This window comes from Novosphingobium sp. Chol11 (assembly GCF_900218065.1).
GTDB classification, from domain to species: Bacteria; Pseudomonadota; Alphaproteobacteria; order Sphingomonadales; family Sphingomonadaceae; genus Sphingobium; species Sphingobium agri.
In genome coordinates this window covers 330127-347260 of the sequence record NZ_OBMU01000001.1, presented here as the reverse complement: position 1 = coordinate 347260, position 17134 = coordinate 330127, and the positions used below count along the sequence as shown (strand labels likewise).

At 60.7% G+C, this 17134-nt stretch carries 14 protein-coding genes; 10 read left to right on the top strand and 4 right to left on the bottom strand.

The window, feature by feature from the left end; all coding sequences use genetic code 11:
* Nucleotides 1-5: 5 nt before the first annotated feature.
* Nucleotides 6-2087, bottom strand: a complete 2082-nt coding sequence (locus NCHOL11_RS01670; protein ID WP_176502160.1) for a polysaccharide biosynthesis protein — start codon at nucleotides 2085-2087, stop codon at nucleotides 6-8.
* A 632-nt stretch (nucleotides 2088-2719) separates the two neighbouring features.
* On the opposite strand from NCHOL11_RS01670, the gene NCHOL11_RS01665 reads away from it, so the two are divergent.
* The 4 genes from NCHOL11_RS01665 (at nucleotide 2720) to NCHOL11_RS01650 (ending at nucleotide 7821) form a co-directional block, all read left to right on the top strand.
* Entirely contained in the window at nucleotides 2720-3490 is a 771-nt protein-coding gene (locus NCHOL11_RS01665) for a response regulator transcription factor (RefSeq protein WP_097090772.1), read from the top strand.
* Nucleotides 3491-3692: 202 nt separating this feature from the next.
* Nucleotides 3693-5033 carry an O-antigen ligase family protein gene (locus NCHOL11_RS01660; protein ID WP_097090771.1) on the top strand — a complete coding sequence of 447 codons (1341 nt, stop codon included), beginning with the start codon at nucleotides 3693-3695 and terminating at the stop codon, nucleotides 5031-5033.
* Between the two features lie 246 nt (nucleotides 5034-5279).
* Nucleotides 5280-6755, top strand: a complete 1476-nt coding sequence (locus NCHOL11_RS01655; protein ID WP_097090770.1) for an MBOAT family O-acyltransferase — start codon at nucleotides 5280-5282, stop codon at nucleotides 6753-6755.
* A gap of 7 nt (nucleotides 6756-6762) precedes the next feature.
* The gene (locus tag NCHOL11_RS01650) at nucleotides 6763-7821 is read left to right on the top strand and encodes an alginate O-acetyltransferase AlgX-related protein (RefSeq protein WP_097090769.1); all 1059 of its coding nucleotides are present in this window, start codon (nucleotides 6763-6765) and stop codon (nucleotides 7819-7821) included.
* Here the strand turns inward: NCHOL11_RS01650 and NCHOL11_RS01645 are convergent.
* Both NCHOL11_RS01645 and NCHOL11_RS01640 read right to left on the bottom strand, forming a co-directional pair.
* Nucleotides 7799-8485 carry a rhamnogalacturonan acetylesterase gene (locus NCHOL11_RS01645; protein ID WP_097090768.1) on the bottom strand — a complete coding sequence of 229 codons (687 nt, stop codon included), beginning with the start codon at nucleotides 8483-8485 and terminating at the stop codon, nucleotides 7799-7801. The genes NCHOL11_RS01650 and NCHOL11_RS01645 overlap by 23 nt on opposite strands.
* A gap of 21 nt (nucleotides 8486-8506) precedes the next feature.
* The gene (locus NCHOL11_RS01640) at nucleotides 8507-10804 is read right to left on the bottom strand and encodes a GumC family protein (protein ID WP_097090767.1); all 2298 of its coding nucleotides are present in this window, start codon (nucleotides 10802-10804) and stop codon (nucleotides 8507-8509) included.
* Nucleotides 10805-11125: 321 nt separating this feature from the next.
* Between NCHOL11_RS01640 and NCHOL11_RS01635 the strand changes: the two genes are divergently transcribed.
* The 6 genes from NCHOL11_RS01635 to NCHOL11_RS01610 are packed head-to-tail and all read left to right on the top strand — an operon-like array spanning nucleotide 11126 to nucleotide 16049.
* Entirely contained in the window at nucleotides 11126-11995 is an 870-nt protein-coding gene (locus NCHOL11_RS01635) for a cytochrome c oxidase subunit II (protein WP_097090766.1), read from the top strand.
* The gene (locus NCHOL11_RS01630) at nucleotides 11995-13713 is read left to right on the top strand and encodes a cytochrome c oxidase subunit I (protein WP_097090765.1); all 1719 of its coding nucleotides are present in this window, start codon (nucleotides 11995-11997) and stop codon (nucleotides 13711-13713) included. The genes NCHOL11_RS01635 and NCHOL11_RS01630 overlap by 1 nt, the downstream gene beginning before the upstream one ends.
* Nucleotides 13710-14309, top strand: coding sequence for a cytochrome c oxidase subunit 3 (locus tag NCHOL11_RS01625; protein WP_097090764.1), 600 nt, complete (start codon nucleotides 13710-13712; stop codon nucleotides 14307-14309). Before NCHOL11_RS01630 ends, NCHOL11_RS01625 begins: the two co-directional genes overlap by 4 nt.
* A 9-nt stretch (nucleotides 14310-14318) precedes the next feature.
* On the top strand, nucleotides 14319-15011 hold the full coding sequence (locus tag NCHOL11_RS01620) for a heme-copper oxidase subunit III family protein (protein ID WP_097090763.1): 693 nt from the start codon (nucleotides 14319-14321) through the stop codon (nucleotides 15009-15011).
* A gap of 5 nt (nucleotides 15012-15016) precedes the next feature.
* A complete protein-coding gene (locus NCHOL11_RS01615; protein ID WP_097090762.1) occupies nucleotides 15017-15370 on the top strand; it encodes a cytochrome C oxidase subunit IV family protein in 354 nt (117 codons plus the stop codon).
* Nucleotides 15371-15374: 4 nt separating this feature from the next.
* Nucleotides 15375-16049: a c-type cytochrome gene (locus NCHOL11_RS01610; RefSeq protein WP_097090761.1), complete on the top strand. Its 675-nt coding sequence runs from the start codon at nucleotides 15375-15377 to the stop codon at nucleotides 16047-16049.
* A gap of 9 nt (nucleotides 16050-16058) precedes the next feature.
* On the opposite strand, the gene NCHOL11_RS01605 is transcribed toward NCHOL11_RS01610, so the two are convergent.
* Nucleotides 16059-16859 (bottom strand): DUF2189 domain-containing protein, encoded by an 801-nt coding sequence (locus NCHOL11_RS01605; RefSeq protein WP_097090760.1) that lies wholly within the window; start codon nucleotides 16857-16859, stop codon nucleotides 16059-16061.
* Between the last annotated feature and the right edge of the window lie 275 nt (nucleotides 16860-17134).

Below are 17134 nucleotides of genomic sequence, written 5' to 3'. Positions count from 1 at the left end.
GTCCGTCATTCATTCGCAGCCTTGCCCACAAGATCGATTTCGCGGGTCAGTTCGCGCAGCGTCTTGGCCCAGGTGGATTGGGCGGGCGCGCGCAGCAATTCCTTCATCAGGTCGCGAACCCCATCCTCATCATGGGCATGGATCAGGCTCGCCAATTCGGTGAAGGCGTTGACCAGCTTTTCCAACGGCACGGGGCAAGGACTGGCCTCGATGACGCCAGGAATGGTGGAGCGAAGCTGTTCCTCGGTCGTGTCGAACAGTTCCTCGTAGAGCTTCTCGCCCGGGCGCAGGCCGACGAACTTGATGGGCACGTCGATGTCCGGACGCAGCCCCGCAAGGCGGATCATCCTGCGCGCGATATCGACGATCTTGATCGGCTCGCCCATGTCGAGGACGAAAATCGTGCCGCGGTCGATATTCGTTTCCATCGCGCGGGCACTGCTCTGCAGGATGAGCTGCACAGCTTCGCCGACGGTCATGAAATAGCGCTTGATGTCAGGATGCGTTATGGTGAGCGGCTTTCCGGCGGCCATCTGCTGTTGCAGCAGGGGCACGAGAGAGCCGCTGGAACCCAGCACATTGCCGAACCGGACGGTCATGAAGCGCGGACTGTCCGGATCGCACTGACCAATGAGGTCGAGGGCCTGGCAATAAAGTTCGCCCAGGCGCTTGGTCGTGCCCATGACACCGACGGGATTGACCGCCTTGTCGGTCGACACCTGGATCATCGCAAGCGCGCCATAGGCGCAGACCGCATCGGCGACGTTGCGCGTGCCAAGCACATTGGTGTGTGCGCCCTCGCAGGGGTTAGCCTCGACGATCGGCACATGCTTGAGCGCGGCCGCATGGAAGACGACTTCAGGCTGATGGCGCTCGAAGACGTCATTGAGCGCCGCGCGATCACGGATCGAGCAGAGTTCAGGGCGGCAGATGACCTCGGGAAACTTGTCCCGCACCTGCATCTCGATCGTGTAGAGATTGAACTCCGAATGGTCGAGCAGCACGATCTCCGCTGGGCGGAAGGTTGCGATCTGGCGCACCAGTTCGCCGCCGATCGTGCCGCCTGCCCCAGTGACCAATATCCGGCGGCCACGGATCAGCCGGTCGACGATATTGCGTTGGAGGGACACTTCGGGACGGCCGAGCAGGTCGGCCAGCTCGAACTGCTTGATCTCGATGCGCGGTTCCCCATCCTTCGTTTTCTGCAGGTCGTTGGCATGGGCGACGGTAAGGTCGCACTGGTCCGCCAGCTTGACCAGATGGGAGAAGGAGCGGCGCGGCATCGTCTTGTCGCCGCGGATGACAAGGCTCTCGGGCTTCAGCCCGCGTGTCGCCAGCGTTTCCACGATCTGGGGCAGCTTGTCGGGTGACCCGAGCACGGGGACACCCGCGATCTGCAGCCTCGTCTCGCGGCTGTCGAAGGTGAGAGCACCCACGACATTGAACCGGTTCGTGCGTTCGGCGCGCAGCATGTCGATGAGCGACCGGATCCAGTCGAGCTCGCCGAGCAGCAGGATATTGTGGCTGCCGCCCGGCGGCACGATATGGGCAAGGGCAAATTCGCGCAGGCCACGGCGCACCGTTCGCACGCCGATCATGGCGACCAGCAACAGGGCGGAGTGCAGCAGAGCAAAGCCGACCGCCTCCAGCGGAGCAGCCCTGATCTTGGCGGAGAGGATCAGGCACATCCCCCAGGCGGCCGCCGCGCCTCCGGCCACCGCCGTCGACAAGGTGATGCCGTCGCCAAAGGAGAGGAAGCGCCAGCTCCGCCAATAAAGGCCCGTCAGGCAAAGGGTGAACACCGCCACCAGGCTGAAGAAGAACATGAGGCTGGGGCGATCATGGAAGGCCGTCGAAACCGTCCCCGGCATGGTCATGACCACCGCAAGCAAGGTGATCAGGATCAATGATGCATCGATCAGCATCAGCGCTGCAAAACGCGCAGGACCAGGGAAGCCGGTCGGCCGTGTCAGCAGATCATGGAGCAATATCGCCCAAACCGGCGCGCCAGCGGGCACATTTTCCCGCAGGTCCACGCCGTCGTCGAGAATTGGGTCAGATCCAGCGGGCGGTGCGCTCGCATCCATAGCAAAACCCTTGCGGTTCAAGAAAAGACCTTCGACGATCGCGCACCGCATAGGTCGAAGACATCTTCGCGGCATGCAGAGCGTGATCGTTCAAGTCACCGCCAAACGGTAACGACTTGGGTTTCACCCGCAATGAACCAGACAGCTATCATCCCTAGTGGCAGAAAATGGGCGCCAGCGATGGCCGAAGGAGCAGAATTCCCGACGCTGGCAGCCCGAATGATTTACCGGATGAGGTCGGAGTAAATCTTTTGGCTAATTGACAGCAGCCCACGCGGTGTTGGCACCGCGATCTTCCGAACGCCCGGATGCGCCTAATAACGCCGGTGGTCCTTTGATGCTGTCACAAACGAATCGGACACTTGGTCTATGCCGCCCGGTCATATTGCAGCGAAAATGGAATGCGGCACATGATTTCAACCATTTTGCCAAACATGTGAAAAGACAGGACCTTACCTGATCCGCCTCCTGAACATTCTTTATACAAGTTAAGTTTTTACAGAAAGTTACGCCTATTGTTCAGATCGGCAGTTGTGATACTCTCCGGCTCGATAAGATTGGGGTCGCCTTCAGGCAGTGCTTTTGCATTTCAATCCATCACGGCGTGCCGATGATGTTGAGGGAGGCGAACGATGACAATAGTTTCAGATGTCGTGCTTGTGGGCGGAAGCTCGATCGTCAGGGAAGGTTTGCGGCGGCTGTTGTCCTCCCAGCACCGCCATATCCTTTATACGGGCGCCAAGCTTGATGAGTTCCTCCTTTCGGAAACGGACTGCCCCGCATGTCTGCTGCTGCTGATCGAGGATCAGGACAGGGAATGGAGCGGCGCTGCCCTTGCCGAGGTGCGCGAGCAATGTCCTGCCGCCCGCATCGCCATTCTCGCCAACAAATTTGACTTCGACACGATGCTGGATGCTTTTCGGGCCGGGGCGGAAGGCTATCTGATCAACGACCTCTCTTGCGAAAGACTGGGCGGATATCTTGATCTCATAGCGCTTGGAGAAAAGATTTTCCCGTCACAACTGGCTCAGCAGCTGATCGACCAAGCCACGACTTGCGAGGAGGTTCCTGATGCCGTGTCGATCGACGGCGCCAATCTTTCCGCGCGGGAGATGGAAATATTGCAGCGCCTGATCGCCGGATTGCCCAACAAGGTCATATCGCGCCAGCTGTCGATCAGCGAGGCCACCGTTAAGGTCCATGTGAAGGCGGTACTCCGCAAACTGCGCGTGTCCAACCGCACCCAGGCGGCGATATGGGCCGCGAGCCAAGGGCTGCACGGCATGGCTGGCGGCGATACGTCGTTCCCCAAAACCGCCACCTCTTCCGCCAAGATCGATCATCCCGGCCTTGCTGCAAAGGGCGGGAGCAACGCCGCCACCGGCTATACGGCCAACGTCTGAAAAGCGGCAGAGACCAGACCGCCGCATTCCCCTAAGTCGCGCGAAATTTTCGGTTTTTAGTGGCTCTGCCCCTTACCCGATTGGATATTGCCGCCTGCCCCTTTTGAACGTTGCGCAGGCATTATGTGCAATGGACTAATCGAGATCGGATTTGCATCCTAGCCGCCGAACGAGGCAGTAATTACGAGCCGGAGCGCCAGGCGTGCAGACCAGTCACTATCAGGCAAGCAACTATCCTTTGCCCAGCGGTCATGGCGCCAGCCCTCCCCGGGAACGGGCGCAGTTCTGGACGGACGAACTGCACCGTTGGGAATTCGTTCTGTTGCAGGGAGCGGTATTTTTTGCGCCCTATATCGCGTTCCGCCATCCCAGCGTCTACATCACCTTGAGCGACATCATGTTCGCGGGCGCCTTTTTCCTGCGGGTCGCGTCGGGCCGGGTGGCCACCCCCTTCGCCAGCTTGACCTGGCTCTGGGTGCTCGGCCTTCTGATGCTGAGCGGCGGCCTGTTCATAGGCAGCGTCTTCAAGGGCGACGTCGTCAGATGCCTGGTGCTGATCGCGCAATATGCCTTCGCTTATCTGATCGTGCCGCTCGTGCTGTTGCGCAGGTCGGAAGAGGAAGCGGTGCGCCTGATCAAATGCTGCATTTGGGGCATGGTCACGATGTGCGTTATCGGCGGCATCATCTATCTAAGCGGCCATTACAGCGCCGAAAGAGAGCAGATGGCGGTGGTGACAGGCAACCGGCGGTTGCAGGGCTTTGCCGGAAATCCCAACGGCATGGCGGTCTTGACGGTCATGGCCTTGCCGCTCGTCTGGCTCCTTCTGCTATCGCAAAAGATGCGGACCTGGGTTTCACTGCTTTGCATTGCCCTTCTCGTCACGGGCATAATCCTGACCAGTTCCAACACAGGTCTCTACAGCATGATCGCTGCCGCCCTCATCTTCTTCGGTGGCAGGCGCAATTTCAAGACCTTGATCGTCATAGCCTTGCTTGGCAGCGCGCTGTTGACCTTTGGGCAGAATTATTTGCCCGAGACCTTCCAGACCCGCGTGCTGTCAGCGATGAACTCCGGCGACCTCTCGAGCGCCGGCACGTTCGCGGACCGCCAGGAGCTGAACAAGGAAGCGCTCGAAAAGGCCGATGAGAATCTCATCATTGGCATGGGCGCTGACCAGTATCGGCAGGAAAGCCGATATGGTCTCCCGGTACATAATCTCTATCTTCTCCTGTTGAACGAAGGCGGCGGACTGTCTCTGCTCGGCTATCTGATATTGCTCGCCGTTCCATTGCTCGCCGCCATTGCGGCGCACCGGAGCAAGCACGGGAAATTGGTGCTCCTGACCACGGTCACGATATTGGTGGCCTTCGCCAACGCTGTCATGGGGATGCCCCATGTCTATGGGCGATGCTGGTTCCTCTTCGTTTTCCTTGCCCTCAGTCCGTCGCTTGTCGGACAGGGGGTGATAGACCCGCGCTTCCTTCCTTCGCCTGGGCAACGCCGCGGTATGCGCGGCCGCCTTCCGCCGCTGGAAAGCTGAAGCCGGATCGAGCATTTTCGAAGCAGATCGCATCCTGCTGGCTTCGGAAAATTCGGACCACTAAAGGTAGATGGAGCGTGATCCGATCCAGCCGACCGGGTCATGCTCCATCCTCATGGGGAAAAAGATATGTCCCCAAAAGGACGATTTCTGCGCGGGATAGGGCGCTTTACCATGACATTATGCAGTTCCCGCGGGTGACAGAGAGAAGCGGTCCGTATCCACACATTTGGTGAAAGGGGAGGCATGCTTTTCAATTCATATGCATTTCTGTTTGGCTTCTTCCCGCTCACCATGTGCGGCTTCCTGCTGTTGTGGCGGTTCAAGCCGGATTGGCGCGGCGCCTTTCTGGCGCTGGCTTCGGTGCTTTTCTACATCTGGTGGGACGCGCATTTCCTCTGGTTGCTCGCCGGTTCGATCGTCTTCAACTATCTTTGCGGCTGTGCGATCGTGAAAGCGCGCACGCGCAAGTCGGCTCTCCGCATCATGCAGGCGGGCATTGCCATCGACCTCTGCGCGCTGGGCTATTTCAAATATGCGACCTTCATCGCGAACAATATCGATGCGCTGACCGGGCTTGATTTCGCGGTCGGCTATATTGTCCTTCCCATCGGCATATCCTTCTACACCTTCACGCAGATCGCCTTCCTGGTCGATGCTTATCGCGGAGAAGCGAAGGAATATAATTTCACCAATTATGTCCTGTTCGTCAGCTACTTTCCCCATCTGATCGCGGGGCCGATCATCCACCACAAGTCGATGATGCCGCAATTCGAATCCAAATCGATCTTCCGTCCTACCGCGCGTGGGGCGGCGCTGGGGACTGTCTTCTTCCTCATCGGCCTCATCAAGAAGGTGGTCCTGGCTGACGGCTTCGCCCTCTATTCGGACGCGATATTCAACGCATCCCTGAAAGGCTTCGCACCCGACTTCGCCGTCTCCTGGATCGGAGCGCTCTGCTATACATTTCAGATCTACTTCGATTTTTCCGGCTATTGCGACATGGCGATCGGCCTCTCGCTATTTTTCGGCGTCCAATTGCCGTTCAACTTCAACTCGCCCTACAAAGCGCGGAGCATCGTCGATTTCTGGCGCCGCTGGCACATGACCCTGTCCGCTTTCCTGCGCGAATATCTCTACATCGCGCTTGGCGGAAACCGGAAGGGTCCGGGCCGCCGCTATGTCAATCTGCTGCTCACCATGCTTTTGGGCGGACTGTGGCATGGCGCGAACTGGACGTTCGTCTTCTGGGGCGCGCTGCATGGATCCTATCTGATCATAAATCATGCGTGGCGATCCTTGGCGGCGCGGCTCTCCCTGCCATCCTGGGGCGCTGCGGGTGTGATCGCGTCGACCGCGCTCACCTTCTTCAGCGTGATCATCGCATGGGTGTTTTTCCGTGCCGAAAGCTTTGCGTCAGGTACAACGATGCTGGGCGGGATGTTCGGCCTCAACGGCTTTGCAGGCTGGCAGCCAGCGACGGCAGAACTGTCCCGCCTGCTCGGCTATGACGAGATGTTGCTGGCGCCGGTCAGCCTCATATGCCTCGGTGGACTGATCGTCTGGGCAATGCCCAATTCGCAGCAGCTGGTCGCAAAGGCGGAGGAACTGATTTCTTCCCGCCGCTGGTCGCTTATGGGTGCAAGCGCTGTCCTCACCTGCTTCATCATGGCGATACATTCATCGCAAGGCGTGTCGCCTTTCATCTACTTCAACTTTTGAGCGCAAGATGAAACCCATCTCCCAATTTCTCGCTGGCGCGGCTCTCACGATCGGAGCGTTGGAACTCGCACTGTGGTTGCTGCCGGTGAGTTCGGGCTTCGCCAGCCCGCCTCTATCGCCCAGGGACCCAGTGGTTCATTATGTGCCGAGCACCCAATATACCTCGTCAAGCGGATGGCTGATGCGCGATGCTGTCTCGGGACGCATGAACAGCCTTGGCTTTTCGGGCCCGGAGGTGAGCCCGACCGACCAGAGCATAGCGCTGATCGGCGACAGCTTCGTCGATGCGCTCAGCATCCGGCCGGAGAAACGGGTGGGCTATCTGCTTGAAAACAGCGCTGTGCCAAAGCCGGTCGTGTCGCTTGGCGTGGCGGGCGCGGACTTTGCCGATTATGTCGTCGCGGCGCGGTGGGCGGAGCAGCATCTGAAGGCGCGGAATGCCATCGTCGTCGTCAATGAAGAGGATCTCTCATCCTCGATTCAGCCTAAGCTGCGCGGCTACTGGTATGAGGGCCATGGATCAGAGTTGCAGGTGCGATCCCGATCGCCCAGCGCGTTTCGGAACAGCATAGGCCGCAGCCGCCTTGCCAGCTATCTTGTCTATAATCTCAAATTTTCCCCTTCGGATGTCGCGCGCTCGCTTGATCCCTTCCCTGCGGTGAAGAAGGACATGCCAGCGCCGGCCGAAGCCAATTTGAAGCAGCGCGCGGTCCAGAGGTTCGTGCATGATCTCACCACTTTGCGGGCCAATGGGGGGCATGTCCTTTTGGTGCTGCAACCCAACGCCAAGGCGATCTATTCCGGCAAGCAGATGAGCCGCCCCAATATCGATCTATTGGTGAAGCAGGCCAATGCCGAACAGCTTGAGGTGCTGGACCTGGATGCACCGTTCAGGCGCTTCTACGCGAAGACCGGCAAGCGCTTCGACTTGAGCGATACGGACCCGCACTGGAATGAGGCGGGACATCAGCTTGCCGCCCAGGCAATCAGGCAGCGCATTGCATCCTGGCGCATCGCCAGCCCGCATTACGTCGCGAAACCGGTCAAAGCCGCAGTTGCCGGATGACCATGTCAGCAAAATAGCGCGCGCCCTTCGGGCCCAGATGATTGATGTCCGGCTGCGCTCCCTCTGGACCAAGCCCCCGCGCCTCCGCCGGGCTCATCTTTTCCAAGGCCACGACGCTCATGGTGTGCAGATCGATAAGGGACGTCCGCTTTGCCGCCGCGATCCGGCGAACCGCACCAGCATAGGGCTCCAGCCCGTCCCTGATCTTTCCATCAACATAGATGCGGCGCGCCACGGGCGTGATCAGGATCGGCTCGGCATTCAAGCTCCTGACATCATCTACATATTGGCTGATGATGTCCGTGAAATCCGCGTCGGGATCGGTTCTCCGCTTCTCGTCCTTGCCAGCATCATTATGGCCGAACTGGATGAGGACCAGTGCATGTGAAGCGCCATCATCCTTGATTTTCTGAAGAACGGCTTTCCAGCTGCCCTCCTTGCGAAAGCTTCTGGAGCTTCGCCCCGCGCGGGCGAGATTCGCGCAACTCTTCACCTTGGCAACCATCGATTGGCAAAAGGCATCACCCCAGCCGGTCGTGGAAGAGACGGTGGAATCACCGACGAGGATGATGTCCCTCTGCTTCGGCGTGGAAGGGCCTGCCTGGGCGCAGGCGCTCAAGCCAGCCAATGCCATGCCGAGCCGCGAGATCGTCCGCCATTGCATGCGCGTAGCCCCTTCAGTGCCTCACGCCATATGCTCGGCGCGCTCCCGCCAGCGTGACGGAGCCATACGCTCGTACCAACGGCGCCGGGTCGGCATTTCGCCGCTGAAATATTCGGCCGAATCCATGTAGAACTGGACGGGATCGCCATAGCCGCGACGGGCATGTTCCGCATAATCGACCCGATTGATGACCACGCCGTCCACCGGTTTTTGCAGCACCTGCAACGCCGCGCGCACCTGTTCGATCGTGGTCCGGCCCCAGCGCACGACCATCAATGTGTGATCGGCTGCATCCATCAACATCCGCGAGTCCCGCGTGGCGAGCGTCGGCGGGGCATTGATGATCAGCAGGTCATAATGTTCCCGCAACTGATCGAGCAATTCGTTGACTTTCCGCAGCCGCATCAGCGCGACGGGATTGCGGGCGGGCTCCCGGGCGCTCAGGACGACGGGTTCATAGGTCGTTACTTCGGACGGCTCCAGGTCCTGCCTTTGCGTCAGGGCAAGGGGAGGGAGCATGTGGCGCGCATCGACTGCACCACTCAGATAATCAATGAGGTCCGGCTTTCCTCCCCCGTCATCGGTGGGGCGCAGGACATCGCTGGGGCGCCGCAGATCAAGGTCGATGACGATGGCGCGGCGGCCCATTGCGACGGCCGCGGCCAGCAAGGTCAATGTGACCGTCGACTTGCCGTCCCCCGTGATGGGCGACGTGATCAGCACGGTCTGGGCCTTGCCTGGCTGTGCCAGTTCGGCGACCTCGCTGCCCAGGCCACGCGCCACCTCCGCAAACAATGACTGGGGGTCCTTCAAAACCGGGTTGGCCTTTGCCGACATCAGCGCATCGCCGTCCAGTTCGGGAAGCATGGCGAAGGTACGAAGGCCGAACTGGTGATAGATCTGCTCGGCGTTCCACAGCCGATTGTCGGTCAGCTCAATTCCAAAGACGATCAGCAGGCCAAGGATGAGCGATCCGACGAACGCCGCAAAGGTCGCGGACTTTGGCCGTGGCGAAATCGGGTCCTGGGGCACGGCGGCGGGCGACATCAGGCGCGAATGGATGCCCGATGCAGCGAGGCTGGTTTTTACCTGTTCCGCCCGCGTGCTCATCGCGACATAGGCGCTCCGGGCGGCTTCAGCGGTACGTTCCAGCGCGTTCAGTTCGACCGTCGCGGCCGTGTTTGCAAACGCCTTGCCCGTGATGGAACGAAGCGTTCCTTCCAACTGTCCCGCTCGCGAGGCTGCAGAGGCCGCCTCGCTTCTTGCCAGGCCAGCTTCGCGAGCCGCGGCATTTTGCGCCTGCGTCGTGGCGGCCGCGATCACCCGGGCCTGCTCCTGGCGCATGCTGCCCGTGGTTTCGGCGATTTGCGCTTCCAAACCACGCATCTTGGGATGCTCGGCGCCATACATCATCGCCAGTTCGCTGCGCGTGCGCGTGAGATCGTCCAATTGCCGCCGCTGCTGGTCGAGCAATGGCGATGTCGCGCCCGCCGTCGTGATATTGTTCACCGCGCTCGCGATGCCGGCCGCGCGCGCACTTTGCGCCGCGCGCATGGCGGCGGCGGATGCAGCCTCCGTAGCGATGCGGTTGATCTGCGCATAATCTTCAGAGCCCCCGGCACCGGTCAGCATCTGGTGCTGGCGGCGGAAATCGGCGACGGCCTGCTCCGCCTTATGCGCCTCGGTCGCAAGCCGGCCCCGTTCATCATCCAGCTGAGCCGCGATCTTGCCCTGTCGGTCGTCGCGCAACACGGCGCGGTAAGCGGCAAGGCTGGCGGGATATTGATTGGCGATTTCGGATGCGAGATCAGGCGACGTGGACCGCACGGTGATATCGATGAAGTCGGATTCCTTCTGGCTCGAAACCGACGTGCTGGATATCAGCCTGCCCGCGAGGCGCGACAGGCGCCGGTTGTCGAGGATGGCGCTGGCGGGCAGCGGATTTTCGACGAATCGCGGATCGGAAGCGAGCTTCAGGTCCTGCACGACGCGTTCGGCGAGCGATCGGGACCGGTAGATGCCCGCTTCGTTCGCCACACGCTGCTGGTTGCGGGCGGCCATGTCCGGCGATCCGCTGTCGTCATTCAATTCGACCTGGACCGTCGCCGTCGCCTGATAGACGGGCGTGCTCGTCAACTGCACCGCAAGAACAATCAGCACCGCGAAGAAGACGATCGCGCCCAGCAGCAATTCATGCCGCCGGATGATCTTTATGACCTGCCGTGCCGAAAGGCTGGAAGGGCGGGACCCGCCATCCATCGGGCCGTCAGACCTTGCTTCGAGAAGGGGCGCATTCAGCATTCCCGATTGCGACAGCATGAATAGATCCTCCACGACGGCATCTGCCCCATTGGCCGCCGACCCTCCTGCTTTTGGAAGGAGCGATCAAACAATCTTAGGGCGCAAAGGGCAGGAATAATGATTAACCCCTTCGGGCATCGCGTGACGCAAGCGGCGCAGCAACGCGCCGCTTGCGCGCAGTCCCAAGCCGCACTGCCCCCGTCGAAAGGCCGCTCCACGGCCAACCACTTCCAAAGCGCGCATTTTTTATATAAGTTACCAATGCGGTTATTTTCCGAAGCGACTCAAGAAAAGCCGGGTCGAAGGCTATGAGGCGCCCGCATTGGTGGGAGAGGGCCTGTGCCGATTGCGGTCGCCATCGCCATGCTGGTGCTTGGTTCGGTCCTGTTTCATCTGTTCAGTCCCTGGTGGCGTACGCCGATCGCGTCCAATTGGGGCTCCATCGACTCCGCGCTGGACGTAACCCTCTGGATTTGCGCGGCCGCCTTCATCCTCCTCAACCTGTTCATGGCCTGGGTCCTGGTGCGTTACCGTCACCGCGCCGGGCACCGGGCGCATTATGAGCCGGAAAACGCCTCTTTGGAGAAAAGGCTGACAATCTGGACAGCGATCGGCATCGCCGGAATGCTGGCTCCAGGCCTCGCCGCGTGGGGCCGCTATGTTTCCGTGCCCCAGGACGCGACGATCATCGAGGCGGTTGGCCAGCAGTGGCAATGGTCCTTCCGCTATCCCGGACCCGATGGCGTGCTGGGCGCGGCAGCGGTCAAATATGTGACGCCCGACAATTCGCTGGGCCTCGATCCGCTGGACCCGTTCGGCCGCGACGATCTGCTGGTGGAGGCGGGCGACCTTCATCTTCCCCTGGATAGGCCGGTGAAGATCGTGCTGCGCTCCAAGGACGTGCTGCACGATTTCTACGTGCCCGAATTCCGGGCGAAGATGGATCTCGTCCCCGGCATCGTCACCTATTTCTGGATGACCCCGACCAAGGCGGGCACGTTCGATATTCTCTGCGCTGAACTGTGCGGCACGGGCCATCATGAAATGCGCGGACGCGTGGTGGTGGAGCCGCCCAAGGCTTTCGCCGCCTGGCAGGCGCAGCAGACAAGCTTTGGCCAGATCCTCGCCGAAACGCCGCCTGCCGCCATGTCGATCCTGCTGATCAAGGCAAATGCCTGCATAGTTCCCGCTTCCTGGAGCAAGAGTTGATGGCTACCACCCTGGCCGACGACCTGAGGCCGATGCATCATCCTCATAGTTGGGTCACCAGATATGTCTGGAGCCAGGATCACAAGGTCATCGCCATCCAATATAGCGTCACGGCCATCGCGATCGGACTGGTAGCGCTGGTCCTGTCCGCGCTGATGCGGCTGCAACTTGGCTTCCCCGGTGTCTTCCCCGCCATCCAGCCGGACAATTACCTCCAGTTCGTGTCGATGCACGGCATGATCATGGTCGTCTATCTGCTGACGGCTTTGCTGCTGGGCGGCTTTGGCAATTATCTTATTCCGCTGATGATCGGCGCGCGGGACATGGTCTTCCCCTTCGTCAACATGCTGAGCTACTGGCTCTACCTGTTGTCGGTCATCGTCCTGGTCGCGGGTTTTTTCGTTCCAGGCGGGCCTACGGGGGCGGGCTGGACGCTTTACCCGCCGCAGGCGATCAGCGAAGGGACGCCAGGCCACCAATGGGGCATTGCCACCATGCTGGTGAGCCTTGCCATCTTCGTTGCCGCCTTCACCATGGGCGGGCTCAACTATGTGACGACAGTGCTTCAGGCGCGGACCAAAGGCATGACCCTGATGCGGATGCCGCTGTCGGTCTGGGGCATTTTCACCGCATCCATCATGGGCCTGCTTGCCTTTCCCGCGCTGTTCGTCGCGGCGATCATGATGTTGTTCGACCATTTCGCGGGCACCAGCTTCTTCATGCCGACCATGCAGTCAATGGGTGCGATCACCCCGACGGAAGGCGGAAGCCCCCTCCTCTTCCAGCATCTCTTCTGGTTCTTCGGCCATCCCGAAGTCTATATCGTGGCGCTGCCTGCCTTTGGCATCGTGTCGGACCTGATCAGCGTCCATGCGCGCCGCAATATCTTCGGCTACCGCATGATGGTGTGGGCGATCACCATTATCGGCGCACTCAGCTTCGTCGTGTGGGCACATCATATGTATGTCAGCGGCATGAACCCCTATTTCGGGTTCTTCTTCGCGACATCGACGCTGATCATCGCGATCCCTACGGCGATCAAGGTGTATAACTGGCTGCTGACGCTTTGGCGCGGCGACATCCATCTGCGCGTGCCGATGCTGTTCGCCATCGCCTTCATCTTCACCTTCATCCACGGCGGGCTGTCGGGATTGTTCCTTGGCAATGTCAGCGTCGACGTTCCGCTGTCCGATACCTTCTTCGTCGTCGCACATTTTCACATGGTGATGGGCGTGTCGCCTGTACTGGTGATCTTCGGCGCCATCTATCACTGGTATCCCAAGATCTTCGGGCGGATGTGGAACGAGACATTGGGCAAGCTCCACTTCTGGATCACCTTCCTCGGCGTCTATGCGATCTTCTTGCCGATGCACTATCTCGGCATCCTCGGCGTGCCGCGCCGCTATTATGCCTTGGGCGAAACAGGCTTCATCCCGCCCTCGGTCCATCTGGCCAATGAATGGATCAGCATCGCCGCACTGATCGTCTTCGCTGCACAAGGCCTGTTCTTCTTCAACATGATCTGGAGCCTTTTCCGGGGACCGCGCGCTGATCCGAACCCCTGGGGTGCAGCAAGCCTCGAATGGCAGACGCCGCAGACGCCGCCGGCGCATGGCAATTGGGGGCCAACCCTGCCGACCGTCTATCGCTGGCCCTATGATTACAGCGTGCCGGGCGCGCCGCGCGACTTCATTCCTCAGACGGAACCGCGCACATGACCATCCTTGCGCGCCTTGCGGAAAAGAGCTGGGAACCGGCCAGCGATCGGGACCCTGCCGCATCGTCCGGCCCCCGCCCGTCCGCCGGAGGGATAGGCCTCGGCGTCTATTTCGCCGTTGCTCTCGTCATGTTCTCCTTGCTCGGCGCGGCCTATGTCATGCGCATGGGCCTGCATGCGTCCATGGGCCATGCGGACGATTGGGTCGCCGTGCCCGATCCGCCACTGCTCTGGATCAACAGCGGGATATTGGCCGCGAGCAGCATCGCCTGGGAGATCGCGCGCCGCTCCTTCGACAACGGAAGGACAGTGCGCGCAGCCGCTACGGGCACGGCACTCGGCCTTGCCTTCCTGATTGGCCAATGGCTGCTGTGGCGTCATTATCTGGCGCAGGGCCATTATCTCTCGTCCAACCCCGCCAACGCCTTCTTCTATCTGCTGACGGCGCTCCATGGCCTGCACATTCTGGGCGGGCTCGTCGCGGCCGCCTGGGTACTTGCGGCGCACAATCTGCTCAATGTCCGGCTGTGCGCCATCTATTGGCATTTCCTCCTCTTCATCTGGATTTTGATCGCCGCCCTGCTCGTCTCCACATGAGGTCCATCCATGGCTCACACAGTATCCGACGGAAGAGACAGGGAGATCATCACGCCCGCGCTGCGGGAAATCGTCGCGGATTGGTCGGCCGATCAGGAAGTCTTTCGCCATACCCATTGGGGCAAGGCGATGATGTGGATATTCCTTCTGTCGGATACCTTCATCTTCTCCTGCTTCCTCACAGGCTACATGACGATGCGCGCGTCAGCGGCGGAGCCATGGCCCAATACCGCCGAAGTATTCGCCCTGACGATCGGTGGTCAGGACATTCCGCTCATCCTCATCGCGATCATGACCTTTGTCCTCATCAGTTCCAGCGGCACGATGGCGATGGCGGTCAATTTCGGTTATCGCAAAGACAAGCGCAAAACAGCCATATTGATGCTGCTCACCGCTTTGTTCGGCGCGGCCTTCGTCGGCATGCAGGCTTTTGAATGGACCAAGCTGATCCACGAAGGCGTGCGCCCGTGGAGCAACCCCATGGGCGCGCCGCAATTCGGGGCGAGCTTCTTCATGATCACCGGCTTTCACGGCCTGCACGTGACCTGCGGCGTCATTCTGCTGCTGATCATCGCGTCCAAGGTCGCGCGCGGCCATTATGACCGTGCCGGTGACTATAGCGCGGTGGAGATAGCGGGGCTCTACTGGCACTTCGTCGACCTCGTGTGGGTCTTCATCTTCGCCTTCTTCTACCTGTGGTGACGCCCATGAAACATGAGATACCAGGCAGCGAAGCCTCGCTAGTCCATGAAGGGCAACATCACCCCATCAGCCTTTACCTGAAGGTCTGGGGCTATCTGTTCGTGCTGAGCGCCATGTCCTACATGGTGGACTATATGCATGTGCAGGGGATCGTCCGCTGGACGCTCATCATCCTGTTCATGCTGCTGAAGGCAGGGCTGATCCTGTCGATCTTCATGCATCTCGCCTGGGAAAGGCTGTCGCTCATCTACGCAATCCTGGTGCCGCCGCTGGTATTGCTGGTGCTGGTGCGGATCATGACGATCGAAGCCGACTACGCCTTTTGGACGCGGGCGATCTTCATGGGCGGGGGAGGATGAAGCCATGAACCGCGTGCGCTGGCTGGTGACGGGACTGTGTGTCGCAGGCGCGGCAGGCGCGCTCTGGAGCCTCAACTGGTTCGCGGGACAGCTATATCCCAATGGCGATGCGGGCACCCTCGCCTACAAGCCGGGCGAGGACATGCCGCCCCGCGTCGACATGGCGTCGGTCCAGCGCGACTGGCCCGCGAGCCTGGGCGATCCAGGCGAAGGCAAGCGACTGATCGCCTATCATCGCGACATGCGCGGTAAGGCGCCCGCGCCCGCCTCCAGCGTTGGCGGTGCGCCCGCCCCGGCACCCTTGGATCTTGGCACCTTGCTGGCGAGTGCCGACGCCAATGCGGGCAAGGCGAAGATGCAGCTTTGCGCCAGTTGCCATGCTTTCAGCCAAGGCGGCCCAAACCGGATCGGACCCAATCTCTGGGGCGTGGTGGGGCGGCCGGTCGCAAGCCATGCAGGCTTTGCCTATTCTCCGGCGATGAAGGCCCATGGGGGAAGCTGGACCTACGACAAGCTGTTCGAGTTCCTCGCCTCCCCCGCGCGCGACATTCCGGGAACCAAGATGAGCTTTGCAGGCCTGCGCCGCCCCGAAGATCGCGCCGCCGTCATCAAATATCTTGCCAGCCTCGGGAATGGAGGGCCCCCGCTGCCAGCGCCGTCCCCGCAAGCCGGGCAGTGAGGGGCCGCCTTACCGGACGACCGCGCGGGTATAGAGATGCCAGGTAGCGTATCCGAGCACCGGCAGCACGACGGCAAGCCCGACAAGTCCCGGCAGCGCACCCAGGATCAGCAACGCTACGACTATCAGTCCCCATGTCGCGACGGTGACGGGATTTTCCCTGGTGACGCGCACAGATGTGCGCAACGCGTTGCCCCAGCTGACTTGTCTATCGACGATCATCGGAAAGGACACGACGCTGACCGCCAGCGTCACCATCGCAAAGGCCAGGCCCACGAGATTGCCGATGATGATCATCTGCCAACCTTCGGCCGTCCCGAACACCGCGCTCACGAACGCGCCAAGCGATGAAATCGCCTCAGGACCGAACTTGCCCACCGTCGAATTATAGATGAACCACGCCGCGGCGAGCCATGCGAGGAACAACAGGGCGGTGATGCTGGTAAGGTCGAACAACGACGGCGCGGACGGTCCGCGCACGACGTCCAGGAAATGCCGCCAGCGCGAGTCGAGGCCATGTTCCCTGCGCCGGGCAAGCTCATAGAAGCCGCTGGCCAAAGCAGGACTGAACAGGACGGACCCGGCTAGAAGCGGGAACAGCAAGGGCAATATCGACACACGGCTGGCGATCAGGATGGCGAACAGCACGACCACAGGATAGATCAGCCCAATGAAGATGAGGTCGCCGCGCTTGGCCTGAAAATCTTCCCAGCCCTGCCGCAGCGCGATCCGCAGGTCGTCAAAGCCGATCTTGCGAATTTCATGATCTTCCCGGCCGCGTGGAACATCAGCCGAATGCGTGATCGCCATGCTCGCTCTCCCTCGCGAAGTCACCATGACGGACGCTCAAGCTTCCTTACCCTCAGTCGGGACTGGTGACGGAGGCGGCCTGTTGACCTGCGCAGCGCATCGTCTCGGCATGAGGAGCGCCTCATGGCCAATGGCAGCAGATTACACCAAAGCGTAACGAAGCGGAACCAAAAAGCAGCTTCGTACCTCGGCCGGGCATAGTTAGCACCGCGGCACTGATCGCTTTTGTCGATCGCTCTGACCGATCTTAATCGCTTCCGTAACTATCGCGTCGA